This is a genomic window from Acinetobacter sp. I-MWF, from assembly GCF_025433935.1.
Classification (GTDB): Bacteria; Pseudomonadota; Gammaproteobacteria; order Pseudomonadales; family Moraxellaceae; genus Acinetobacter; species Acinetobacter guillouiae.
The window spans coordinates 769,966-787,453 of sequence record NZ_JAMBAR010000001.1 but is presented as its reverse complement, the minus strand read 5'-3'; the positions used below and the strand labels follow the sequence as shown (position 1 = coordinate 787,453).

The 17,488-nt window shown below is 38.2% G+C and carries 22 protein-coding genes; 11 read left to right on the top strand and 11 right to left on the bottom strand.

From position 1 onward, the window contains the following. Positions 1 to 432 precede the first annotated feature (432 nt). Positions 433 to 984, top strand: a complete 552-nt coding sequence (locus M2R48_RS03825) for a LuxR C-terminal-related transcriptional regulator (protein WP_004722910.1) — start codon at positions 433 to 435, stop codon at positions 982 to 984. Positions 985 to 1,043: 59 nt separating this feature from the next. Here M2R48_RS03825 and M2R48_RS03820 read toward each other — a convergent pair whose 3' ends face one another. From M2R48_RS03820 to M2R48_RS03805, 4 genes are all read right to left on the bottom strand, one after another. Continuing rightward, entirely contained in the window at positions 1,044 to 1,388 is a 345-nt protein-coding gene (locus tag M2R48_RS03820; RefSeq protein WP_034610071.1) for a zinc ribbon domain-containing protein YjdM, read from the bottom strand. 112 nt (positions 1,389 to 1,500) lie between these two features. Beyond that, positions 1,501 to 1,854, bottom strand: coding sequence for a DUF488 domain-containing protein (locus M2R48_RS03815; RefSeq protein ID WP_262085152.1), 354 nt, complete (start codon positions 1,852 to 1,854; stop codon positions 1,501 to 1,503). 253 nt (positions 1,855 to 2,107) lie between these two features. Then, positions 2,108 to 2,554 (bottom strand): SRPBCC family protein, encoded by a 447-nt coding sequence (locus M2R48_RS03810; protein ID WP_004722915.1) that lies wholly within the window; start codon positions 2,552 to 2,554, stop codon positions 2,108 to 2,110. Positions 2,555 to 2,703: 149 nt separating this feature from the next. Then, the gene (locus tag M2R48_RS03805; RefSeq protein ID WP_004722917.1) at positions 2,704 to 3,072 is read right to left on the bottom strand and encodes a ribonuclease E inhibitor RraB; all 369 of its coding nucleotides are present in this window, start codon (positions 3,070 to 3,072) and stop codon (positions 2,704 to 2,706) included. A 201-nt stretch (positions 3,073 to 3,273) separates the two neighbouring features. Between M2R48_RS03805 and M2R48_RS03800 the strand changes: the two genes are divergently transcribed. Continuing rightward, positions 3,274 to 4,032 (top strand): ribosomal protein L7/L12, encoded by a 759-nt coding sequence (locus M2R48_RS03800; protein WP_262085151.1) that lies wholly within the window; start codon positions 3,274 to 3,276, stop codon positions 4,030 to 4,032. Between the two features lie 141 nt (positions 4,033 to 4,173). Further along, complete coding sequence (locus M2R48_RS03795) at positions 4,174 to 4,755, top strand: DUF4366 domain-containing protein (protein WP_262085150.1); 582 nt, start codon at positions 4,174 to 4,176, stop codon at positions 4,753 to 4,755. A 16-nt stretch (positions 4,756 to 4,771) separates the two neighbouring features. Here M2R48_RS03795 and M2R48_RS03790 read toward each other — a convergent pair whose 3' ends face one another. After that, the gene (locus tag M2R48_RS03790; protein WP_262085148.1) at positions 4,772 to 5,782 is read right to left on the bottom strand and encodes a metallophosphoesterase; all 1,011 of its coding nucleotides are present in this window, start codon (positions 5,780 to 5,782) and stop codon (positions 4,772 to 4,774) included. A gap of 162 nt (positions 5,783 to 5,944) precedes the next feature. Between M2R48_RS03790 and M2R48_RS03785 the strand changes: the two genes are divergently transcribed. After that, a complete protein-coding gene (locus M2R48_RS03785) occupies positions 5,945 to 7,573 on the top strand; it encodes a phospholipase D family protein (protein ID WP_262085147.1) in 1,629 nt (542 codons plus the stop codon). 100 nt (positions 7,574 to 7,673) lie between these two features. Here the strand turns inward: M2R48_RS03785 and M2R48_RS03780 are convergent, their stop codons facing one another. After that, a complete protein-coding gene (locus tag M2R48_RS03780; RefSeq protein WP_262085146.1) occupies positions 7,674 to 7,820 on the bottom strand; it encodes a hypothetical protein in 147 nt (48 codons plus the stop codon). A 345-nt stretch (positions 7,821 to 8,165) separates the two neighbouring features. Next, a complete protein-coding gene (locus tag M2R48_RS03775) occupies positions 8,166 to 8,978 on the bottom strand; it encodes a lysophospholipid acyltransferase family protein (RefSeq protein ID WP_262085145.1) in 813 nt (270 codons plus the stop codon). A 348-nt stretch (positions 8,979 to 9,326) separates the two neighbouring features. Here M2R48_RS03775 and hflX point away from each other — a divergent pair, with 348 nt between their 5' ends. From hflX to M2R48_RS03750, 5 genes are all read left to right on the top strand, one after another. Further along, on the top strand, positions 9,327 to 10,658 hold the full coding sequence (gene hflX / locus M2R48_RS03770) for a ribosome rescue GTPase HflX (protein ID WP_262085144.1): 1,332 nt from the start codon (positions 9,327 to 9,329) through the stop codon (positions 10,656 to 10,658). Positions 10,659 to 10,701: 43 nt separating this feature from the next. Further along, on the top strand, positions 10,702 to 11,073 hold the full coding sequence (locus M2R48_RS03765; protein WP_034610058.1) for a hypothetical protein: 372 nt from the start codon (positions 10,702 to 10,704) through the stop codon (positions 11,071 to 11,073). A gap of 9 nt (positions 11,074 to 11,082) precedes the next feature. After that, the gene (locus M2R48_RS03760) at positions 11,083 to 11,751 is read left to right on the top strand and encodes an LrgB family protein (protein WP_004722933.1); all 669 of its coding nucleotides are present in this window, start codon (positions 11,083 to 11,085) and stop codon (positions 11,749 to 11,751) included. A gap of 94 nt (positions 11,752 to 11,845) precedes the next feature. Beyond that, positions 11,846 to 12,289, top strand: a complete 444-nt coding sequence (locus M2R48_RS03755; protein ID WP_151802719.1) for a DUF2147 domain-containing protein — start codon at positions 11,846 to 11,848, stop codon at positions 12,287 to 12,289. 52 nt (positions 12,290 to 12,341) lie between these two features. Then, on the top strand, positions 12,342 to 12,788 hold the full coding sequence (locus M2R48_RS03750) for a DUF2147 domain-containing protein (RefSeq protein WP_056514750.1): 447 nt from the start codon (positions 12,342 to 12,344) through the stop codon (positions 12,786 to 12,788). Positions 12,789 to 12,919: 131 nt separating this feature from the next. Here the strand turns inward: M2R48_RS03750 and M2R48_RS03745 are convergent, their stop codons facing one another. The 4 genes from M2R48_RS03745 to M2R48_RS03730 all read right to left on the bottom strand — a co-directional run bounded on the left by M2R48_RS03745 (position 12,920) and on the right by M2R48_RS03730 (position 16,372). Continuing rightward, the gene (locus M2R48_RS03745) at positions 12,920 to 13,768 is read right to left on the bottom strand and encodes a symmetrical bis(5'-nucleosyl)-tetraphosphatase (protein WP_262085142.1); all 849 of its coding nucleotides are present in this window, start codon (positions 13,766 to 13,768) and stop codon (positions 12,920 to 12,922) included. Further along, positions 13,769 to 14,581: a 16S rRNA (adenine(1518)-N(6)/adenine(1519)-N(6))-dimethyltransferase RsmA gene (rsmA, locus tag M2R48_RS03740; protein WP_004722938.1), complete on the bottom strand. Its 813-nt coding sequence runs from the start codon at positions 14,579 to 14,581 to the stop codon at positions 13,769 to 13,771. A gap of 38 nt (positions 14,582 to 14,619) precedes the next feature. After that, the gene (gene pdxA / locus M2R48_RS03735) at positions 14,620 to 15,591 is read right to left on the bottom strand and encodes a 4-hydroxythreonine-4-phosphate dehydrogenase PdxA (RefSeq protein ID WP_262085140.1); all 972 of its coding nucleotides are present in this window, start codon (positions 15,589 to 15,591) and stop codon (positions 14,620 to 14,622) included. A 199-nt stretch (positions 15,592 to 15,790) separates the two neighbouring features. Next, positions 15,791 to 16,372 carry a hypothetical protein gene (locus M2R48_RS03730; RefSeq protein WP_262085139.1) on the bottom strand — a complete coding sequence of 194 codons (582 nt, stop codon included), beginning with the start codon at positions 16,370 to 16,372 and terminating at the stop codon, positions 15,791 to 15,793. A 251-nt stretch (positions 16,373 to 16,623) separates the two neighbouring features. On the opposite strand from M2R48_RS03730, the gene rplM reads away from it, so the two are divergent. Both rplM and rpsI read left to right on the top strand, forming a co-directional pair. Continuing rightward, positions 16,624 to 17,052: a 50S ribosomal protein L13 gene (gene rplM / locus M2R48_RS03725; protein WP_004722943.1), complete on the top strand. Its 429-nt coding sequence runs from the start codon at positions 16,624 to 16,626 to the stop codon at positions 17,050 to 17,052. 12 nt (positions 17,053 to 17,064) lie between these two features. Next, on the top strand, positions 17,065 to 17,451 hold the full coding sequence (gene rpsI, locus M2R48_RS03720) for a 30S ribosomal protein S9 (RefSeq protein WP_004647927.1): 387 nt from the start codon (positions 17,065 to 17,067) through the stop codon (positions 17,449 to 17,451). Positions 17,452 to 17,488 lie beyond the last annotated feature (37 nt).

The window sequence follows — 17,488 nt, the reverse complement described above, 5'->3', positions numbered from 1 at the left end:
CTTAGAGATAATCCATCCTGATTATATTTATTAAGGTGATCTAATTCTTTTTACACAAATAACTTAAAATAAGAAGCCAAGATTAATATTGATTTATCCTGATAAAAAATTCTAAATAACCTGAGTGCTTCTCATCATCAATGTGAATCAATTGCTTTTTTCAGTCAACACCCTTAATTACTTAAGTAGTTTTTAAAATCCAATAAATAAATTAAATACAATCACTTATACAAAAACCTACCAATATAGACTAAAGTTAAATATAAAAAATGTGATCCATTACAAACTATTAAAAACACTAAATTTATATGTATAACAACACAAAAATAATCTATTTAGTTTTCATCCTATTATAAAAAATCAACGGTCGAATACTTGTTATTTCTCGCTATCGCGTTATATTCATTATTATACTAAGTAAGGATGCTTATTATGAACTATAATAAAATCGCATTTGATTTTAGCCCTGCACCGATTGTTGTATTAAGTTATCGACACATGATGGAAATGAATGCTGCATTTGCCAATCTGTTTGGCTATGAGCGTGGCGAATTAATTGAGCAATCCATAGTCAAAATTTTTCCTAGCCTTGAAGATTATGAAAAGGTCGGGAATGATGCATTGCAAAGCTTATTGTTAAAAAAAAGCCATTACTATTCTGATCAGCGCTTTATGCAGCACAAAAATGGCGAAATCTTTTGGACACATACCCATGGGCAAACCTTAACACCTGAAGACCCCTTTAAATTGATGGTCTGGCATTTTGAACGTAAAGATCAGGTGTTGTCTTCTAAGCAAAAACTGACTAAACGTGAATCAGAAATTACTCAATTGATTGTCAATGGATTTACTTGTAAAGAAATTGCACGAAAATTAGAGCTGTCGCATCGGACCATAGAAGTGCATAAAGCAAATTTAATGAAAAAGTTGGGCGTTCGCTCCAAAGCAGAACTAACCTCAAAAATTATTATTCGAGAAAAATGATATAGACAAAAAAATGATCACAGTTGAATTGCTGTGATCATTGATGAACCTCAAAAAAATTAAGCTTTTTTCACAAATTCTGACTTTAATTTCATGGGACCAATACCATCAATTTTACAATCAATATCATGCCCATCATTACTGTCTACCAGTAAACGAATACTTTTGACTTTGGTTCCTACCTTAACCACTGCAGAAGAACCTTTAATTTTTAAGTCTTTAATCACTGTCACTGAATCGCCATCTGCCAAGATATTGCCAACAGCATCTTTAATCGTCACGCTGTCATCTGCTGTTACTTGCTCGCCATCTTTCCATTCATAGCTACATTCTGGGCAAATCAATAAATCGCTATCTTGGTAGGTATATTCTGAATTACATTTTGGACAATGTGGCAAAGACATAATAAGCTCAACTTCGGTTCAAATCACAATCATAGCATTTTAAGATTTTTCATCAACTTAAAAACCATAATAAATATAAGGAATAATTTAAAATCAACCGTGATCATTAAAACTAGGCTTTATGATTTAACACATCCAGCAAAACACTGACATGATTTCGCCCTTGATTTTTGGCCGCCGTTAATAAGGTTATAGGACCGTGTGCTATAAGTTTCCGAAGTTCTTCTAACTGTACTGTAACCTGTGATAATTCAACGCGATAACGTTGTTGAAACTCATCCCAACGGTTTTCGCTATCTTCGTGATACCATTTTCTGAGTTCATTTGACGGGGTAATTTCTTTCGGCCATAAATCAATCTTAGCATCGTCTTTTTTAATACCACGTGGCCACAAGCGATCAACCAGAATTCGTTGACCATCTGTTTCTGAAACCGCATCATAAATTCGTTTGCTATAAATCGTCATTGTTATTCCGAACTGAAGTTATTCTAAAATTATTCCAAATGATGAGAAATATGGTTGTGTAAAGTGACAATGGGGTCATAAAAACACCTTGTCCCCCATCATAGCTTAGTCTGCGTCTGCAAACATAGGCGAGGCTTGGTGCTTACTCAGGCAATCAATGATTGAATTGTATTGCCCGTTTAATGGATGATAGATGAATGATATAAATACCAAAGAGATCTATAGCGATAGTTTATAGGTCACTCACACGAGTTTATTGATCTGGAATTGTTGGATTGACCAAGAGACCAAGTAATTGCAAAGACTCTTGCCAACCCAAATAACAAGCCTCAACAGGAATCACTTTCGGGATACCTGATTGGGTAATATTGACTTCCGTTCCGACAAGCACACCTTTTATTTCAATGATTACTTCAATTTCGCCAGCGAGTTCAGGATTATCAAATCGATCAAAATATCGTATGCGTTGGTTGGGAATCAGCTCTGCATAAGTTCCACCAAATGAATGGATTGTACCTGTAGAGAAATTGGTAAATGACATTCGATAAGAACCACCAACCGTTGCATCCATTTGATGAAGTTTTGCTGTAAAACCATGCGGAGGCATCCACTTTACAATTGCATCTGGGTCTAAGAAAGCTTTATAGACTCGCTCTGGTGGTGCACTAAAAACGCGATGCAACTTTACCGTATTACTCATACTCATATCCTTGACTATTATTGTTGTTGAAAAGCAAGTTTAGCGCTGTACAAAGCTTTCATTTGTATGGTTTGAGTAGTCTGAAACTTAAAAAAAAAGCACATCAACAAGGATATGCTTTTAAAACAATATGCGTCATCTAAAGACCGTTATTCTTCATCATCTTCATCATCAAATATATAGGTTGTACATCCCCAACCATCATATTCACCTTCAAACTGCTCAGCAATTTTACTAAACCATTGCTCTAAATCAACAACATCTTCGTAGTCTGGAATCAGATGAACATAAACTGTAATCACCCATTCATTGGGTTGCACTTCTTCATCCAAATACAGTGAAATTTTTTGCTCTTCGTGTAAAAGATAGATTGCACATTTTTCAGCGAGTTCTTGTGTTTTAAAATACACAGAAAACTCGATTTCATGTACCTCTTCTAAATCATCACCATCTTCGTGCATTTGCCAAAGTAGATTACCGTTATCATCTTCTGGGAATTTTTCAAAATCACGAGTCATGGCCAAGCCCTCTTTTAAGGTTATAAATATTATGACTTTTACAATAGCAAAGTTTTATGACAGTTTTAAAATATTGCCTATTCGCACACAAATTACTACTTTTATTTGGCATCAATTTGTAATAAAAATTGAATTAATTCTATGATTAGGGTCTGTTGTTGATCAATATTCATTGATGATTAAACCAATAATGAAAGGTGCATGATGCCAAACTTTAACCCACAACAACGACAAGAAATTCTGTTACTGATTCAACAAGGTCGTAAAGTTGAAGCAGTTAAATGGGTCAAAGACCATTCAGATTTAGGCTTGAAAGAAGCCAAGGATTATGTAGAAAATCTGACAGAAAACGCATACAACTTCGCATTTGCAGATACTGCTCAAAGTGATAGTTCCCGTGATATACACTTGCAAATTCCTCAACAAGACATTCTTGCCCTGATCCAACAAAATCGTAAAATTGAAGCGATTAAACTGGTCATGGAAAATTCAAACCTTGGGCTAAAAGATGCCAAAGATTTTGTAGAACAGCTCACTGAAAATCCCAATTTAGCAATCAATCAGTTTCAGTTTGATAATGATTTTTATGACAGTCAGCATCCTCGCTATAAAGCAATTCAGTCGAATTTTGAAACTAGTGAAATCTATGTGTTATACCAAGATCATCAAAAAGTGTTGATTGATGAACATCATCCTGACTGGGATGAAATTATGCGTCATTTTACTCAAGGTGAAACATATGATTCGGCTGCTGCCTACATTGCTGCAATGAAAGCCAAAGCACGTGATAGCGCTGTCAATTCGACACATAATATTCAGTCAATTCCCCGCCCATCCAGCGCAACAACCCAACCTGTCGGTATTGAAGATCAAACCAAGAAAAAAGGCTTACCTATTGTTATGCTTGTTGTGATTGCGATTGTTGCTGTGATTGCCTATCAATTTTTTATCAAGCAATAAGATGCAACACCGCGATAAAATTTAACATGGCAATAAAATTGAATGTGCAATGCAGGATGACGAATAAAGTTTAAAACAGCCAAAAGAAAGCCATTCAACTAAACGCTATTGTCCTCATCATTTAAATTATTCGAGGTGCGTATGTACCAATTGAATCAAACACAATTACAAACATTGCTTGATCTGCTTGAACACCATCGAACAGAACAAGCAGAACAATTCCTTATTGCACAACTTCAACTAGATCCAACCGCAGCAAAAAAATTAGTCCGCATCCTATACGAATCATCAGATGCGCTTCAGGCTTTTAAAGCAAACCCTCAAATTTTATCAGGCGAAATGCCGAATATAAAAAATGAAAGCAACTCCTTCGAATTCAACTTTTCATCAAGTACGGTGAAAATGACCAATCAGGATGGTAAAACCATTGAAATCAATGATCAACATCCCGACTGGCAAGAGATCAAAAAACAATTCCAAATCGATTTGACTCAACCAGATGCTTTATCCAAATTTGCCGAAAATTTTATGCAAGGACAGACGCAAAATACCTCATCACAAGCAAAGTCTTCATCTTATGATTCAACAAACCCTACTCACGCTTCGGTTCAAACCTCAGGGGTGGAAGACTTGAGTCATCAGAATAAGTCCAGCAGCATGCTGCTATTGATTGGGTTTCTTGTTTTGATTGGGATTGCAGCCTTTTACTATTTTAAAACATGATTGATTAGTACGAAAATTAACTCAGCTCAATAATATCAATGGTTGGTGGTACTCTAAACCGAAAAGGCACACCCACCATACCAGTACCGACACTGACAAATACATCGGCATTTTCATGCTGATACAAGCCTCGTTTATGACCGAGAATAGAAACTTTTTTCATCACATAACTGGTCAACCACGGCAATTCAACTTGCCCACCATGAGTATGCCCTGACAGCATCAACGGACGTGTAGGCAACTGTGGCACCATATCTACCGTATCGGGGTTATGTGACAAAATTAACCACGGCTTGTCTTGAGGTAAATCGGGCATATAACGCATATCAGCCTTGCCTGCCCATAAGTCACCGACACCGATTAAGCGAAAATCATCAAATTCAACAATTTTACCTTCAATATCCATGACGTTATTGGCCTCTAAGGCACTGGCCAATAAGGCTTGAATCGGTGGTCCTGGATACTGCTCATCATGATTACCATTTACTGAATAAACCGGGGCTTCGATCTGTTTTAAAATCGCCAGTTCTTCAACCAATTTATTTTCAGGTTCATAGGTCCAATCCCCTGCAACCACGACAAAATCGGGTTGAGCCAAATTAATTTTTTTGACAATTGTTTTAAGCTGACGCTCATGTCCAGAAAACAGACCAATGTGTAAATCTGCAAGCAACGCAACTTTAATCGGTTGAGTGAAGATTTTCTCCTGCCCCAACGAATATTGTATATGCTGAACATGAACTCGATGTGGTTCAATAAAGCGTGCATAAATCAGCAATGCACTGAGCAAGAAAATAAAAATACTTTCATGTAATGAGAATTTTCCGATATATCCTGCATAAATGCTAAAAAATAACAACGGAATTAATAAATAAGACAGGTAGAATGCCAGTAAATGGACGAAAGACTTAAAAGGATGGATCGTTTCAGTTCTAGATTGACTTAACCATGCTTGGCTTATTCCCCATATCGCAAGCACAATGAAGCAGAGATAAAAAATTGATGTAACAGTTAGGGTTGGAAACATATTCAATCTCGCAAGTCGCGTGTACTTGTCATCTCTTTATTTATCTTTTGAAAAGGCTACATTGGCATTTCATAAATGGATTGCATTTCGGCAAACATCGACGAATTGTCAATATATCCTCAGGCAATTATACTCTAGCTCTGAGAAATCTTAGAAAATATTATGCAAAGAACGATCAATCGTAATACCCAATTACAGCAAAAAGCTCACAATCACCATGTGTCAAAATTTTGGGTGATGATTGGTTCTTGCCTATTACTCAGCCTTTCTGCCTGTTCAACCCTTCCTCGACAAGAAAATATTACACCCGAATATGCCTATGATATAGAAACCAAAGACACCCCTTTGGCGCAAATTATTTCTCCATTAAAAGCGCAAAACCCAGAGTTAACCGGTTATCACGTGCTGTATGATCCGCTAGAAGCGATCGCAGCACGCATCAATTTGATTGAAAAAGCACAAAAAACGTTAGATTTGCAATATTACATTTGGGACAATGACAAAATTGGCTCATTGGCTTTATACAAAATTATTGAAGCCGCAGATCGCGGTGTTAAAGTTCGTTTACTGATTGATGATAATAATGCCAAACAAATGGAAGGGGTTTATCTCGCCTTAGATCAACACCCAAACATTGAAGTAAAACTTTTTAACCCTTATCGTTTTAGAAGTATTCGCCCCATCGACATGGTGCTGGATTTAAAACGTATCAATCGTCGCATGCATAACAAGACCTTTACTGCTGACAATCAAATTTCATTAATTGGTGGACGTAATATGAGTAATCAATATTATAACGTCAGTGACAATTACCAATTTTCAGATGTAGATGTGATGTTGGTGGGGCAAGCGGTAGATGATATTACCCACTCCTTTGATGAATACTGGAATCATAGCTACGCTTATCCGGTGAGAAATATTGTCAATCACAGTACCTACACCTTACGTTATGACAGTCTAAAAGAACAATTGACCCACCATTACCAAGAAATTACGGTTCAAAATTATTTGAATTTAAGTAATCGTACCCATGCTTTTGATCAGTGGCTCAATCAGAATATTCAACTGGATTGGGTCAAAGCAGAGGTGGTCAAAGATGCTCCTGATAAAATTCAGGCCAAGGCCAAAAAAGAACAGCATCTTAACTTCCAAATGGTGAAACGCTTAGATATCCCGACTCAAAATGTTGATCTGATTTCTGCTTATTTTGTTCCGCAAAAAAAAGGCGCAAAGAAACTGGTCGAGTTAGCAGATGAGGGCGTCAAGGTACGTGTCCTGACCAATTCATTTAAAGCCAATGATGTCGCGTTGGTGCATGCATTTTATGCAAAATATCGAGATAACTTATTAAAAAATGGGGTCGAGCTTTATGAGTTTCTGCCCGCCGTTTCTGAAGAAAATCTCTATGCCAATTCAGAAGAAATCTCAAAGAAAGCCAAAGTTAGCTTAAAAGGCTTAAGCCGTTCTAGCTTGCATGCCAAACTGATGGCTGTAGATAATAAACAAGTGTTTATTGGCTCATTTAATTTCGACCCGCGTTCAGCCAACTTAAATACTGAGATTGGGGTCATTATCAACAGTCCACCGTTGGCAATTGCCGTACATAAAACTATGGACGATAATTTAAAAAAATATGCTTATAAGCTGGTTTTAGATTCACAGAATAAAATCAACTGGCTCAAAGAAACGCCTCAAGGTATTGTCACTTTAAGAAAAGAGCCAAAAATGAAGTGGTGGCAAAAAGCAGGAATTAAGGTGATTTCTTGGTTGCCGATTGAGGGCTTTATGTAATCCTGAATAGTTTCACATATATGGTATAAGCACTCAATAAGCAAAGTAAGACCATTCATGAAAATTTGCATAATACATGGTGTTTTCACTGCCTTATATTTTAAGAAAAGTTTAGATCGATTTGCGTAGGCGATGCTATACTTTTCTCGGGCAATGCCAAAACTTGCGCTGCAAACAAAGCCGTACTTTGTTTTTGCTCATGTTGGTCAAAGGGGATATCCTTATCACCCTTGACCAACGGCGGCATCCATGCCGCCAAACGCGATAGCGATGTCAGGTAAAATCGACTGATGGAAAAAGCAAAAACCATTTTATTTATGTCAAGTTAATAATATTGATCGGTATAATATCTAAAAAACGTTGAGCATGAGTGAGGCAATATCGTTGAGAAAAAATAATGCCTTCACTGTATTTTTGAATCTGGAATCAGGCGTCCTAACTTTTTCTTTTTCGAACAATCCTCGTTATGACTATGCTCCAGTGACAAATATTCTGTCTGCTGAGTAAAGACGTTTTATAAACCTACACACTCTCGCAGACAGCTTCCCTTGGCCTATTCAAAACAGTCAGAGACATCATTTTGAATAGATCGTTAATCTGTTAGGACTTCTTTCTGTAGATCTTCCAAACCTTTTTGCATCATCACTTGCACTTGTTGCGTCAAACTTTCAACCGTATGCCCTTCTGTTGCAATCGCAGGAAAGGTTTTGAGATGCGCCACAACCTTTGGCATTTCCAGCACAGCTTGAACATGTTCAACAAATGTGGTTTCGCCAATAAAAGGTACCACGGTATCTAACTTCCCTTGTTGATTTACATAGCAAATCACACATACTTGTACGGGTTTCTTGGCTTCGATTGCTGCACCTAAGATCCGACCATGTACTTTTTTGACTTTTGAACCATCAGTGGTGGTTGCTTCAGGAAAGAACAACACTGGAATATCTTTACTCAAGAACTCAGCGATTTGCTCTCGGATACGCACCGAATCCCCTGAACCACGTTTAATAAATAAGGTTCCACCACCTTTAGCCAAATTGCCAAAAACTGGCCATTTTTCAATTTCAGCTTTCGCTAAAAAGAATACCCGCGCCCCTGAACCTAAAACAGCAATATCCAACCATGAAATATGATTACTCACCCACAATGCTGGTTCACGCGGAATATCGCCATGTACACGCACGTCGACATTAAATACTTCACTTAAACGGCGACAAAAATACTGAACATAACGGGTATTTTTAGGATTATTGGGATCTTTATAGAGTTGATGGCGGTAAACCAGATAAAAGCCTTCTGCAACAGCAGATGTTCCTGATGCCAGTTTTTTACTGTACAAAAAGACTTTAGATAAAGCACTTAATTTCGATGATTTTGACTTTTTGATTGCTTGTTGTTGAGTCATAGATATTCACTAAACAAAATGTATGTCATATTAAACTGACACTATTGTATACATATCTAAATCAACTTGCATTCATCATTAAAGACAACAAGATTGATTTACTGTGCGAAATGAATAGCCAAATCAGCTCAACGCTAAATTGTGGCAAAAATTACGCGCCATCAAGCAGCTATGGATTTTTACTAAATTTTAACTCCCCGTTAAAACAACAGGAAAACTCAAATTAAGATTTCACTATAAATTCATATATTTATAATTTTATTGCAATACTTTGCATATGGCTTAGGATTTCACACAGAATATCCTTTAGAATGATTTTTCTAATCTAATGTCTGAGTTTTACAATCTGTGGAATACTTTGATCAAAATCAAGGTGGTGAAAAAACCATTTTAGTCAGTGTGAATGTTCAAATCTTAGAAGATCTTGATGCAGAAGAATTTCGATTACTGGCTAAATCTGCGGGCGCGGATATATTAGAGCATTTAAGCGTACAACGGATTAAACCCGATCCTAAATTCTTTATTGGTTCAGGTAAAGCAGAAGAAATTGCAGAACAAGTTGAGGCAGATGAAGTCGAGTTGGTTATTTTCGACCAAGCACTGTCACCCGCTCAGGAACGTAATTTAGAACGTATTTTAAAATGTCGTGTGATTGACCGTACTGGTTTGATTCTGGATATTTTTGCGCAGCGTGCCCGTACCCATGAAGGTAAGCTGCAAGTTGAATTGGCTCAGTTAGATCACCTTTCATCACGTTTAGTCCGCAGCCGTAGCAATTTGGACAGTCAAAAAGGAGGTATTGGTCTACGTGGACCTGGTGAAACCTTACTTGAAACAGATCGACGGCTATTACGCATCCGCATGGAACAGCTTAAAGATCGTCTGGAAAAAGTCCGAAAAACACGAATTCAAGGCCGTGCTGCACGCCAAAAAGCCAATATTCCAACCGTATCTTTGGTCGGTTATACCAACGCAGGCAAATCAACACTTTTTAATATTTTGGCAAATAGTGATGTTTATGCAGCGGATCAATTATTTGCCACACTCGACCCAACCTTACGCCGTTTAGATTGGGATGGTATTGGTACGCTTGTTCTTGCAGACACTGTTGGTTTTGTGCGCAATCTCGCTCATTCTTTAGTCGAATCCTTTAAAGCAACTTTGGAAGAAACTTTAGAAGCCACTTTACTGTTACATATCATCGATTCGAGTAGCCCAGATGTTATGGAACAGATTGATGCTGTAGAAACGGTGTTAAATGAAATTGGCGCAGATGTTCCAATATTAAGAGTTTATAACAAGATCGATCAAAGCGGCGAAGAAGCCAAAATCGTTTATGCCAAACCGCACCAACCTGAGCGTGTTTATGTTTCAGCCCATACACAACAAGGTTTAGACCTGTTACGTAAAGCGGTACATGAATGTTTGATGGGTCAAATTCAACGTTTTGAACTGCAATTAAAACCCGCTTATGGCAAGTTAAAAAATCAACTTTACGATCTTAACGTCATCGAATCTGAGCATTATGATGATCAAGGCAACTTACAATTGGTGGTTGCCATGGCACCACAAAAACTGGAACAGCTCATCAATCAGGCACATTTACCGCTCGTTGAAATCCTTGGAAATAAGGCAGAACAATTTAAAAGGCCGTTAGAAGAGTTTGAAATAAAGCGCTAAATCGGTTAAAACGTGAAAGATCAATTTTTATAAATAAACACACATGGATCAGTTAAAAGGTATCGATTGGCAAGCATGGATCTTCACAATAGGACTTATCATCTTCTTTCGTGAAGCTTCTGTGTTGGTGATGTCACAATTTAATCATCCTGAATTGGGCAATTTAACAGGTCTACTCAGCTTACTGTTTGTGTTGGTTTTATGGCGTAGATTCAAAAAAATCCCTGCCCGTCTAGTCGATACCAATAATAAATTAATGAGAGAAAGTGGCTTTGCTTTCCTACCGATATGTGCGGGTTCATTAATCATGCTGGTCAGTATGGGAAAAGAGATCCCCTTATTTCTGGTTGTGATGTTTGTCAGCACACTGATTCCACTCTGGATTTATGCAAAAATGGCGAAGAAGTGGCTATAGGAGGCTTATATGTTAAGTGTACTCACTGGATTCTTAATCACGCTAATTGCCTATTTGGCAGCGAAACCAATTAATAAACGCTTTCCTCAAATTCCACTTCTGGTCATTGGCATGTTTTTTGTGATTGGAATTTTAATGATCTTTAAAATTCCTTATGAAAAATACAATACCGATATGAATGGTCTATTTAGCCACCTACTCGGTTATGTCACTGTGGCATTGGCTATTCCATTAGCCGCAATGCGTTATGATGATTTACCACTGAAATCTGTTGTCGGGATCTTGGTGTTTGCCAGTATCAGCGCTGTTGCATTACCCATGAGTTTGGCTTATTTACTGCATATGTCAGAACCGACCATCATGGCCTTTGCCACACGTGCTGTGACTACGCCAATTGCAATCAATATTGCAACTTTATTGCACTCACCAGTCACATTAGTGATTTTGATCGTCATTTTATCAGGAGTGATTGGAGCCGCATTTTCATCAATTATTTTACGCAATATTAATGATGAACGTGCGTCTGGCTTGGCTTTAGGACTGGCTGCACATGCCATCGGAACGGCCCAAGCTTGGCAACGTGGCGCGGTTGCAGGTCGTTATGCAGCCTTTGGAATGGCAGTAAATGCGGTGTTCACAGCCATCTGGTTGCCAACATTTATACTTTTTATAAAATAAATGTGAATTAGTTTACTTTTCACATGATTGCCTAGAGTAATTATTCAGCTTAAGATGAACTATTCTTTCCCCCATTTTGATAAGGAATCAATAAATGAGGTTTAATAAGTTCATCTTAGGGACATTATTTTCTATTTTAAGCTGTAGCAGTATGGCAAAAGATATCACTGGTACTTGGAAAAATATCGATGATAAAACTGGCTCATCTAAAGCTGTGCTTGAAATACGCAAAGAAGCCAATGGCACATATACCGGTAAAATCATCAAAATTACCCCACGTCCTGGTTATACTCCAAAAGAAACCTGTATAGACTGTCCAGCGCCTTATACCAATAAGCCCATTTTAGGTATGGATGTTCTTAAAAATCTCAAACAAACCAGTGAAGAAGATTATGTCGGTGGAAAAATTATTGACCCACTTACAGGTAAGATTTATTCCATGAAAGCCAAACTCAACTCAAACGGTAATCGCTTGATGTTAAGAGGTTATGTGGGAGTGTCTGCACTCGGTCGTAGTCAAACTTGGATTCGTGAATAAGGTTTTATTCACTGATCACAACATTTAAACTTAAAAGAAAATAGGTATGCTTATGAAAAAAGGAATTTTCAGTTGTATGCTACTGGGAATGATCAGCTGGACACATGCAGCTGACATCACTGGCACATGGCGCACTGTTGATGATAAAACAGGTTATGTTCGTGCACATATTCAAATCGAGAAACTAAAAGATGATACTTATGTCGGTAAAATCATTAAAGATTTTCCTGCACCAGGCGAAACTGCTTTAACACAATGTCGCAATTGCCCAGCACCCTTTACCAATAAACCCATTATTGGCTTAACTATTTTACAAAAGTTAAAAGCTGATCCAAACAATCCAAACAACTATATTGGTGGTGAAGTTCTGGATCCTCGCGGAGGAAAAATTTATCATGGCAAAGCCCGCTTAAATGCAAGTGGAAACCGCCTGACCTTACGTGGCTATCTTGGTATTTCGCTGATTGGTCGAAGTCAGACATGGATTCGACAAGAATAATTTGCTTTTTAATTGATAGATAAATTCGCCATTTAAAAGATTAAAATCATTGAAAATGGTGCATTGACACTATGCTTGAATCTTGTGATATTGCCCAAAATAAAAGCCACATGTTGTGGCTTTTATTCATATCAAAAAACAGGATTATCGACACTAAAAAGTTTTTGATCTTCTAGTCGATAAGCCAGCAGTTGATGCCCCCAAACACAACCACCATCGACATTTTGGATTTGCGCATTGATGCGCTCACCTTGCAACGCTGCCCAATGTCCAAAAACGATCTGATGAGTTTTTGCTGTCTGAGATTCAAATTTAAACCATGGCTGAAAACCTGCTGGCATCGGCTCATCTAAAGCATCTTTAAAGCTAAACTCTAAACGACCTTGTGCATCAGTCAGGCGCATACGGGTTAAATAATTGGTAATACAGCGTAAGCGAGCATGACCTTGTAAATCATCAACCCATAAATCTGGCTCAGTGCCATACATCTCTTTTAGAAATGAATCCAGCACAGCAAAGTCATCATGCGCTAAGACTGCTTCTACTTCTTTGGCCAACGCGGCAGTCTTTTCCGCATCCCAAATATTCGGGATACCCGCATGGGTCAAAATCGTCTTTTCATTGGGAAATAAACACAAAGGCTGTTTACGCAACCAATCAATCAACTCATCACTTTCTAAAGCATGGATAACATCATCAATATGGTCTTTTTCTTTGAGTTTTTTGATCCCACGTGCAACCGCCAGCAGATTTAAATCATGATTGCCAAGGACTGTCGCAGCATTGCATTGTTCGCATAATTTTTTGATAAAGCGTAATGCGCCCACTGAATTTTCACCACGCGCGATTAAATCGCCCGCAAACCAAATAAAATCTTGATCAGCATCGAACTGAATTTCTTTGAGCAGTGCTTTCAGTGCTTCAAAACACCCTTGTACATCACCAATCACATAATTATATCTGACTTTTTCCAGCGCCATTTAAGCCACCATTTGGTCAGATAATGCAACAAACTGAGCTAATGTTAAGGTTTCTGGGCGTGCCATTGGATCTACACCAGCATTTTCAAAACCATCTTCAACCAACATACCTTTTAAGCTATTACGTAATGTTTTTCGGCGTTGGGTAAACACATGCGATACCAAACGAGCCAAGGCTTTTTCACTTTTAGCAACAATTGGTTTAGTCGCATAAGGTTCTAAACGGAATACCGCAGATGTTACTTTTGGTGGTGGATTGAATGATCCCGGTGGCACTTCAAACAAGAAAGTAGGTTTGCAGAAGTATTGAATCATCACCGACAAACGCCCATATTCTTTAGTGTTTGGAGATGCGGTAATACGATCAACCACTTCTTTTTGCAACATAAAATGCATGTCTTTGACTTTGTCACCAAATTCCAAGAGATGGAAAAGCAAAGGCGTTGAAATATTATAAGGTAGGTTTCCGACCACACGTAAAGGACGGCCTTCCTGAAATAATTCAGTAAAATCATATTTTAACGCATCAGTTTCAATGATGGTTAGGCGTTCAGGATGTGGTACTCGACCCGGCAAGCCTGCTGCCAAGTCACGATCCAGTTCTAGCACAGTCAAAGCGTCACATTCACCATTTAAAGGTGAAGTTAAAGCGGCTAAACCCGGTCCAATTTCAACAATATTTTCCCCTGATCGCGGGGCAACAGAACGAACAATTTTGGCAATCACACGTTGGTCATGTAAGAAGTTTTGTCCAAAACGCTTACGCGTATGATGCCCTTCATCTTTAGGGTTTAAGGCATTAATTTGATACATAAAAAAAATCCAACGTGATAAATAAGGTTGTTTACAAATTAATTCGAGCGAGCGAGATCAAGCGCTAAATCGACAGCGACATGCAAACTTGAACTTTTTGCAAGGCCTGTACCTGCAAGGGAGAGCGCAGTACCGTGATCAACTGAGGTCCGAATAAAAGGTAAACCCAAAGTAATATTAATGGCTTCGCCAAATCCCTGCGATTTTAACACAGGTAAACCCTGATCGTGATACATCGCCAAAACAGCATCAGTGCCTTTTAAATGATCCACAGTAAATAAAGTATCAGCAGGCATACTTAAACTCATGTCTATGCCTTGCCCTCGATAACTTTCAAGTACAGGATTAATCGTATCAATTTCTTCATGACCTAAGTAACCACCCTCTCCAGCATGCGGGTTTAAGCCACACACTAAAATACGCGGATGATTAATTTTAAATTTTGTTTTTAAATCATGAATAAGAATATCAATTACCTGATGGAGACGCTGTTTGGTAATCGCATCTGCAACATCCCGCAGTGGTAAATGCGTGGTCACTAAAGCAACTCTTAATGTTTTTGTTGCAAGCATCATGACCACACGTTCCACACCAGCAAACTCTTGGTAATATTCCGTATGACCGCTGAAGTGGATCCCTGCGTCATTGATAATTGACTTTTGTACTGGCGCTGTAGCAACCCCAACACTGAGTCCTTGCATGGCATAGTATGCAGTTCGGCGTAATTGTTCGATCACATATGCAGAGTTTTGCGAGTTTAACATCCCTAAAACAACATCCACGGCTAAAGGAACATGTTCCACATAGAGCTGACCTTGAGCCAAACACTCCCTCTGCCCTTGATACTCAATAAGCTGAACGCTTTTGTTTAAAATTTTGGCACGATCCCTCAACATATTGATATCAGCCAATACAACAACTGGACGATCATCAATACGATCTGCCAAATCTAAACAAATATCTGGGCCAATGCCAGCAGGCTCACCACTGGTTATATATAAAGGAAGCATCTAGAACTCTTTTAACAGACCTTGCATAGACAGTATACATCGGTTCTAAATTATCATTTCTAATTCAAATTCATTTTTATATTGAATTTAACTAAATCATGTAAAAAAACCAAAAACAATGTCTCAAACCACCTATATAAGACCATTGTAAATAATTTTTGTATTTCATCAGACTTAGATGATTGAAACTTAGAATCCTTTAGAGCTGACTTTTAGTCGCTGGACGAGTTTCTGGTTGATCTTGATCTTGATCTTGATCTTGATCAATCTCAGAGAAATCAAACTTCGATTCAACCTCTTTCCCACACTTGGCAGGGTCAATATGTTGATCAAAGATTATTCTAACCCGTTGGTCAGGTTCAACTTTTCCATAGACTGTATATTCGCCACTTCGGCTTTTATCGTCATCATCCTTCCATTGCACGACCGCATCGACTTCTTCACCAATAGGGATATGTTGCGTTTGAATAAGTAGTCCAATCGCTTGGCAAGGATATGCGGATTGAATTTCTTCACTAAAATCGACCGTCATCCATTTGGCATCTATAATCGTATCCAGTTCTTCTCGCTGTTGTTTTCTTGCTGCTTTTCCTTCCTTAGTGTTGCCGATTTGTTTTATTTTTTCATTTCCCAATGTTTTTTCATTTTCTAGTATGTTCTTTGAATTCAATTGATTGAACTGGGCTTGCTGATCCTGCAAATCAGCTTGAGCAAAACTCAGGTTTAAGTTACCTATACCGAATAGCAGTAGAACGAATTTTATTGAATTTATTATTTTCATTTTTGCCTGACTTATTTTCTTTATATCAGTTTAATTATTCATGAATCCTGTCACAATTCCAATATAAATCAGAAAACCTTACAACATTTTATCCAAACTAAGCTTTGCTTTTGGGTACGTTTATCCATATAATGATGCGCTTGAAATTCAATATTTCAATTGCGACTCTAACTCTTTTCAGATAGAATTCGCACTCCTTTTTGTTTGGACAGATTCCATAGTCCAAACCAACTATAATAGGTAGTGGTTTAATGAAAACTCTCAGCGCTAAGCCAGCTGAAGTTCAACACGACTGGTATGTTGTTGATGCTTCTGGCAAAACTTTAGGTCGCCTTGCGACTGAAATCGCTCGTCGTTTACGCGGTAAACACAAAACTTCTTATACGCCTCACGTTGACACTGGTGACTACATCGTTGTGATCAATGCTGAACAAGTACAAGTGACTGGTAAAAAATCACTTGATAAGAAATACTATCGCCACACTGGTTTCCCTGGTGGTATTCGTGAAACTAATTTCGAAAAATTAGTTGCTCACAAACCAGAAGAAATCTTCGAACGTGCTGTAAAAGGCATGTTGCCAAAAGGTCCTCTTGGTTACGCGATGATCAAGAAAATGAAAGTGTACGCTGGTACTGAGCATCCTCATACTGCTCAACAGCCACAAGTTTTGGACATCTAAGGGATACAGCACATGGCTACTAACTATGGTACAGGTCGCCGTAAGACCGCAACTGCACGTGTTTTCCTATCAGCTGGTACTGGTAAACTCGTAATCAACAACCGCACTCTTGAACAGTATTTCGGTCGTGAAACTGCTCGTATGGTTGTTCGTCAACCACTTGAGCTTTTAGAAGTTACTGAAAAATTTGACCTTTACATCACTGTTGCTGGTGGTGGTATCGGTGGTCAAGCAGGCGCTATCCGTCACGGTATTACTCGTGCATTGATCGCTTCTGACGAGACTTTAAAACCTGCTCTTCGTCAAGCTGGTTTCGTTACTCGTGATGCTCGTGAAGTTGAACGTAAGAAACTTGGTTTACGTAAAGCTCGTAAACGTCCTCAATTCTCTAAACGTTAATTCGTTTACCGAATCGGACAAAAAACCTCGGCATTTG